Source organism: Kineococcus sp. G2 (assembly GCF_037154035.1).
GTDB lineage: Bacteria > Actinomycetota > Actinomycetes > Actinomycetales > Kineococcaceae > Kineococcus.
In genome coordinates this window covers 1-4,779 of the sequence record NZ_JBBBEM010000091.1, presented here as the reverse complement: position 1 = coordinate 4,779, position 4,779 = coordinate 1, and the positions used below count along the sequence as shown (strand labels likewise).

Genomic DNA, 4,779 nt, shown 5'->3' with positions numbered 1-4,779 from the left:
CACCCCCCTCGTCCTGCCGGTGCTGCCCGCTCCACCCACACCCACCCGGCGCGAAGGCGCCGGGCCCGTGGGGCAGCGGCGGTACCGGGCCCGCGCCGGGCTCGGTGTGATCGCGGGATTCGTCCTGCTGATCATGCTGGGCCACTCCACCCTGTACACCTACGTCTCCCCGCTCCTGCTGGACGCCGGCCTGACCCGGGCCGGCATCGGCCCGGCGCTGCTCCTGTACGGCGCCGCCGGTCTGCTGGGGATCTGGGGCGCCGGCCGCCTCGCGGACCACCGCCCCCGCGCGGGGCTCACCGGCTTCACCGCGGTGCTGCTGCTGGCCCTGGTGCTGCTGGCCGCCGTCACCGGCCGCACGTGGGCGACGGTGCTCGTGCTGCCGCTGTGGGGTGCGGCCTACGCCGGCATGCCGGGCTTCTTCATGAGCGCCGCGGTCCGCGCCTGGCGCACCTCACCCGACACCAGCGCGGCGGTCGTCAACGCCGCCAGCAACGCGGGCATCGCCCTCGGCGCCTTCGTCGGCGGGCAGGTCATCACCCGCGCCGGCGTGGACACCCTCCCCCTGCTGGCGGCCGTCCCCGTCGCCCTCGCCCTCGTCGTCATCGCGGTGCGGCACCGACCCGCCGACCCGTCGAAACCGCAGGAGGCGAAGGCACCGATCCTCGAGGGGTAGGACGACGCGGGACCGACCGGTCACGCACCGCCCCGTCCTGGATCGGTCGGGACCCCTCCAACCCCCGTGAGCGGTCGTGCCGCAGGCGGGCGCGATCGGCCGTCTCGAGAACGGTCGCTTCTGCGGCACGGGACGACGTTGTCGACAACCCCCACGACGGCGATCGGGTGCCGGCCGCGTCCCGCGGGCACCCCGGAGGGCGGGTGTGCGGTGGTCTCCGGCTGCGGCCCTGCCGGTGCGGTCCCGTCCCCTGGCCGACGGAGCCGGGAGCACCGCTGCTCGCCGGCCGCACGGGGCGGGTGCGACGTCCGGGGCCGCCGGTGGCGGACGGGAATGGAACCGTGTCGCCCGCCGGTTGTCGTCCTCGCCGCGTGGACGGGGAGCCACGGGCTTCCTCTGCCCGGCTGACCCCAGCCCCGCGACGGAAGACCGCACATGACCTCGCGCACGGACCTCCCGCCCGCCAGCGGCGAGAGCAGCCCCGCCCAGCCGTCCGCCCCGAGCACGGGGCGCACCGCCCTGGTGCTCGGGGCCTTCGTCGCCGTCGGGCCGCTGACCATCGACATGTACCTGCCGGCCCTGCCCACGATCGTCACGCAGCTCGAGACGACCGAGGCCGCGGTGCAGCTGACCCTGACCGGCACCCTGGTCGGCCTGGCCCTGGGTCAGCTCGTGATCGGTCCGCTCTCCGACGCCCTGGGCCGGCGGCGGCCCCTGCTGGCCGGGACCGCCCTGCACGTGCTCGCCTCGCTGCTGGTGCTGCTGGCACCGAACATCGCCGTCCTCGGCGTGCTGCGCGTGCTGCAGGGCGTGGGCACGGCGGCCGGCGCCGTCATCGCCCTGGCGATCGTGCGCGACCTGTTCGACGGGCGCGCAGCGGCCACCATGCTGTCCCGGTTGTTCCTGGTGATGGGCGCCGCCCCCGTGCTCGCCCCGACCATCGGCGGTGAGGTGCTGCGCTTCACCTCCTGGCGCGGGATCTTCGTCCTGCTCGGCCTCTACGGGCTCGTCCTGCTGGCGGTCGGCTCGCGCGCGCTGCGCGAGACCCTGCCGCCCGGGAGGCGCCGCCCCCTGCGCCTGGGCGCCACCGTGCGGACCTACCGCGCCCTGCTGCGCGACCGCACCTACCTCGGCCTGGTCCTGGTGGCCGGGCTGACCATGGCCTCCCTGTTCAGCTACGTGGCCGGCGCCTCGTTCGTGTACCAGGGGCAGTTCGGTCTGGACCAGCAGCAGTTCGGGCTCCTCTTCGGCGCCGGCGCCTTCTGGCTGATCGCGGCCACCCAGCTCAACCCGCTGGTGCTGCGCCGCTTCGCCCCCTCCCAGGTGCTCCTCGCCGGCACCGTCGTCGGCCTGCTCGCCGGCGCGGTGCTGCTGGTGCTGTCCGCCACGGGCACCGGTGGCCTGGCCGGGGTGGTGGCACCGCTGTGGGCGGTGCTGTTCTGCGCCGGCCTGGCCCTGCCGAACGCCCCGGCGCTGGCCCTGTCCCGGCACGGTGAGGCCGCCGGTGCGGCCGCCGCGCTGCTGGGAGCCGTCCAGTTCGGTGTCGGCGCGCTGGTCTCCCCCCTGGTGGGCGTGCTCGGCAACGACGCGCGGGCCATGGGCGTCGTGATCCTGGCCGCCCTGACGCTCGGCACCGCCGTGCTGGTGCTGCTCGTGCGGCCCTGGCAGCTCGCGGGTGAGGGCGGGCCCGCCGTCGCCGCCGGCCACTGACGGGGCCGGCGGGAGGACAGACCCGTGCGGACCGGGCCATCCTGGAGCGGTGACCCGCACCGACGTGGACCGCGCCGCCTCGACACGACGGGCCTCGACCCGCATGGTCGTCGCCGCTCTGGCCACCGGCGTCGTGCTGGGCCTGCTGCGCCACTTCCTGTACGACAGCACCGTCGCCAGGTCCGTCGTGACGGGTGCCACCGCCACTGCGCTGATGATCGTCGTCCACGTCGTCGACCAGCGCTGGGAGCGGCGACGGCGCACGCGGTGACGAGCCCGGGCGAGCACGGCCCGCCCGGGCGGCAGCTCACCGCTCGTCCCGGCCGCGTCGCTCCAGCGCCCGGCGCAGCACCGCGGTGAGCACCACCACGGACAGCACGATCGCGCCCGTCCGCCACCACCCGGTGAAGCCGGGTGGTGGCGGCGCGTGGACGCGCGGCGCGGTCAGTGGCCGCCCGCGCCGCCCTGCTCGTGGTGGTAGCCGGGCACCCCGGTCGAGAGGGCCTGCTCGTACGAGTCGCGCTCGGGCGGGCGCGGGGCGGACCGGTCACGCCCACGGTCGCGCACGAGCAGGACGGTGATCAGGCCGACGACGACCACGGCGGTGACGATGAGCGTGGCGACGACCACGGCGTCCTCCCGACGGCTCCGGTGCTCCGGTGTTCCAGCGCTCCCACGCTCGCACGGATCGCCGGCAGGCACACCCCCGCCCCGGCGCGAGGACGGCACCCCGCCCGGGCGCGGGCGGTGGTTGAGCGCGCTCTCACCCTGACGGGTGCTGCGGTGAGCACCCCGGCCGGCCGATGACCACAGCGCGGGGACGTCCACCGGCGCGGCCGGTGACCCGCGGTGAGCGGACGGGCCGGCACGGCCCCGCCCGGTGAGGTGGGGGGACGATGGCGGCTGGAGCGGACCGGCGGCGCGCGCGGTGGTGGTCCAGGCCGGCGGCGCTCGTGGAGGAGACGCGCCGGCTGTTCTTCCTGCTCGCGCTGCTGTCCGCGGCGCTGACCTTCCCGGCCAGCGCGCGCCGCGCCGAGCCGGTCACCGCGCTGCTGGCCGCGGTGACCACCGGCCTGCTGGCGCTGGTGTGGGCGCACCGCTACGCCACCCGCCGCGCGGTGCTCGGCACCGACCTCGCCGAGGCGGTCCTCGTCGGTGCCGCCGTGGCCCTCACCGCACCGCCCACGATGGTCCTCGGCATCGCCTTCCCCGGCCTGTGGTTCCGCGCCGTCTACGGCACCACCCGGCGGGCGGTGCTGCACTGCACCCTCCTGGTCGCCGGCATGGTCGGCGGCCTCGCGCTGTGGGACGTCGTCCCCGGCCACGACGGTCCCAGCCGGGGCGTCGAGCTCCTCGGGTGCGTGCCGTTGATGTACGCGACGATGGCCGGGGCGCGTCACCTCTCGAACGCCCTGTTCGCCCGCGAGCAGGCGCAGCGGCGCAGCGCGGCGATGGCGGAGTTCGGGCAGGAGCTGCTCGGCACCCTCGAGCACGACGAGGTCGTCGCCACGGCCGTCCGCGCCGCGGAGGCCGTGTGCGCGGCGACGCCCGGCCTGGCCAGCGTCCTCGTCGTCGACGGCCCCACCGGCATCCAGCCCCTGCACGCCGCCGGCGCCTGGCGCGGGCCGCTGCCCGAGGTGCTGACCGGGGTGCGCCTGCCGGCCGGCCCGGCCGACGGGGAGCCGGAGCCGCTCCAGGCCCCCTGCCTGGACGCCCTCACCACCGGCGGCACCGGCCGCTGGGTGGCGATCCCGCACCCCGCCCTCGACGGCGGCTGGGTGCTGGTCGGCGCTCCCGACCGCGTGGCCGCCGAGGGCGTCCCCGCGCTGCGCTCGATCCTGACGCAGTCGTCGCTGGCGCTGCGCAACAGCGACGCGCACCGCGCCCTGGCCGAGCAGGCCCGCACCGACGCCCTCACCGGCCTCGCCAACCGCGCCGCCTTCACCGAGGCGCTGGAGCGGGCGGCGGCCGACCCCGCGGCCCGGTTCAGCGTCGCGTTCGTCGACCTGGACGACTTCAAGGTCGTCAACGACCGGCACGGCCACGCCGCCGGGGACGAGCTGCTGCGCCAGGTGGCGCACCGCCTGCGCCAGGTGGTGCGCGAGGAGGACCTGTGCGCGCGCCTGGGCGGCGACGAGTTCGCGGTGCTCGTGCGGGGCCTGACCGGCACGGCCGTCACCGACCTGGCCGGGCGGCTCGTGGAGTCCGCGGTGCTGCCGGTGGCCGTGCCGGGCGGGCCGGTGCGCGTCGGCGCCAGCGTGGGGGTGGCGCACCGCCGCCCCGGGGAGGACGCCGAGCAGGTGGTGCAGCACGCCGACGTCGCCATGTACGCGGCGAAGGGCGCCGGCAAGAACCGGGTGCGGGTCTTCGCCGCCTGACCCCTCCCCCTCCTC

The 4,779-nt window shown here is 76.9% G+C and carries 4 protein-coding genes and 1 pseudogene; 4 read left to right on the top strand and 1 reads right to left on the bottom strand.

Annotated features, from left to right (window positions below; genetic code table 11):
• The 3 genes and pseudogenes from V9U69_RS13455 to V9U69_RS13445 form a co-directional block, all read left to right on the top strand.
• Positions 1-676, top strand: a pseudogene (locus tag V9U69_RS13455) (hypothetical protein); the annotation flags it as partial.
• Positions 677-1,111: 435 nt separating this feature from the next.
• The gene (locus tag V9U69_RS13450; protein ID WP_337062327.1) at positions 1,112-2,386 is read left to right on the top strand and encodes a multidrug effflux MFS transporter; all 1,275 of its coding nucleotides are present in this window, start codon (positions 1,112-1,114) and stop codon (positions 2,384-2,386) included.
• A 49-nt stretch (positions 2,387-2,435) separates the two neighbouring features.
• Positions 2,436-2,657 carry a hypothetical protein gene (locus V9U69_RS13445; protein ID WP_337062326.1) on the top strand — a complete coding sequence of 74 codons (222 nt, stop codon included), beginning with the start codon at positions 2,436-2,438 and terminating at the stop codon, positions 2,655-2,657.
• A gap of 173 nt (positions 2,658-2,830) precedes the next feature.
• On the opposite strand, the gene V9U69_RS13440 is transcribed toward V9U69_RS13445, so the two are convergent.
• Positions 2,831-3,016: a hypothetical protein gene (locus V9U69_RS13440; protein ID WP_337062325.1), complete on the bottom strand. Its 186-nt coding sequence runs from the start codon at positions 3,014-3,016 to the stop codon at positions 2,831-2,833.
• Positions 3,017-3,282: 266 nt separating this feature from the next.
• Here V9U69_RS13440 and V9U69_RS13435 point away from each other — a divergent pair, with 266 nt between their 5' ends.
• Positions 3,283-4,764, top strand: coding sequence for a GGDEF domain-containing protein (locus V9U69_RS13435; protein WP_337062324.1), 1,482 nt, complete (start codon positions 3,283-3,285; stop codon positions 4,762-4,764).
• The last annotated feature ends 15 nt before the right edge of the window (positions 4,765-4,779 follow it).

What these genes read in the sequence shown, in the direction of transcription:
- V9U69_RS13450 (WP_337062327.1), top strand. Translation starts at nt 1,112, where the DNA reads ATGACCTCGCGCACGGACCTCCCGCCCGCCAGCGGCGAGAGCAGCCCC.
- V9U69_RS13435 (WP_337062324.1), top strand. Translation starts at nt 3,283, where the DNA reads ATGGCGGCTGGAGCGGACCGGCGGCGCGCGCGGTGGTGGTCCAGGCCG.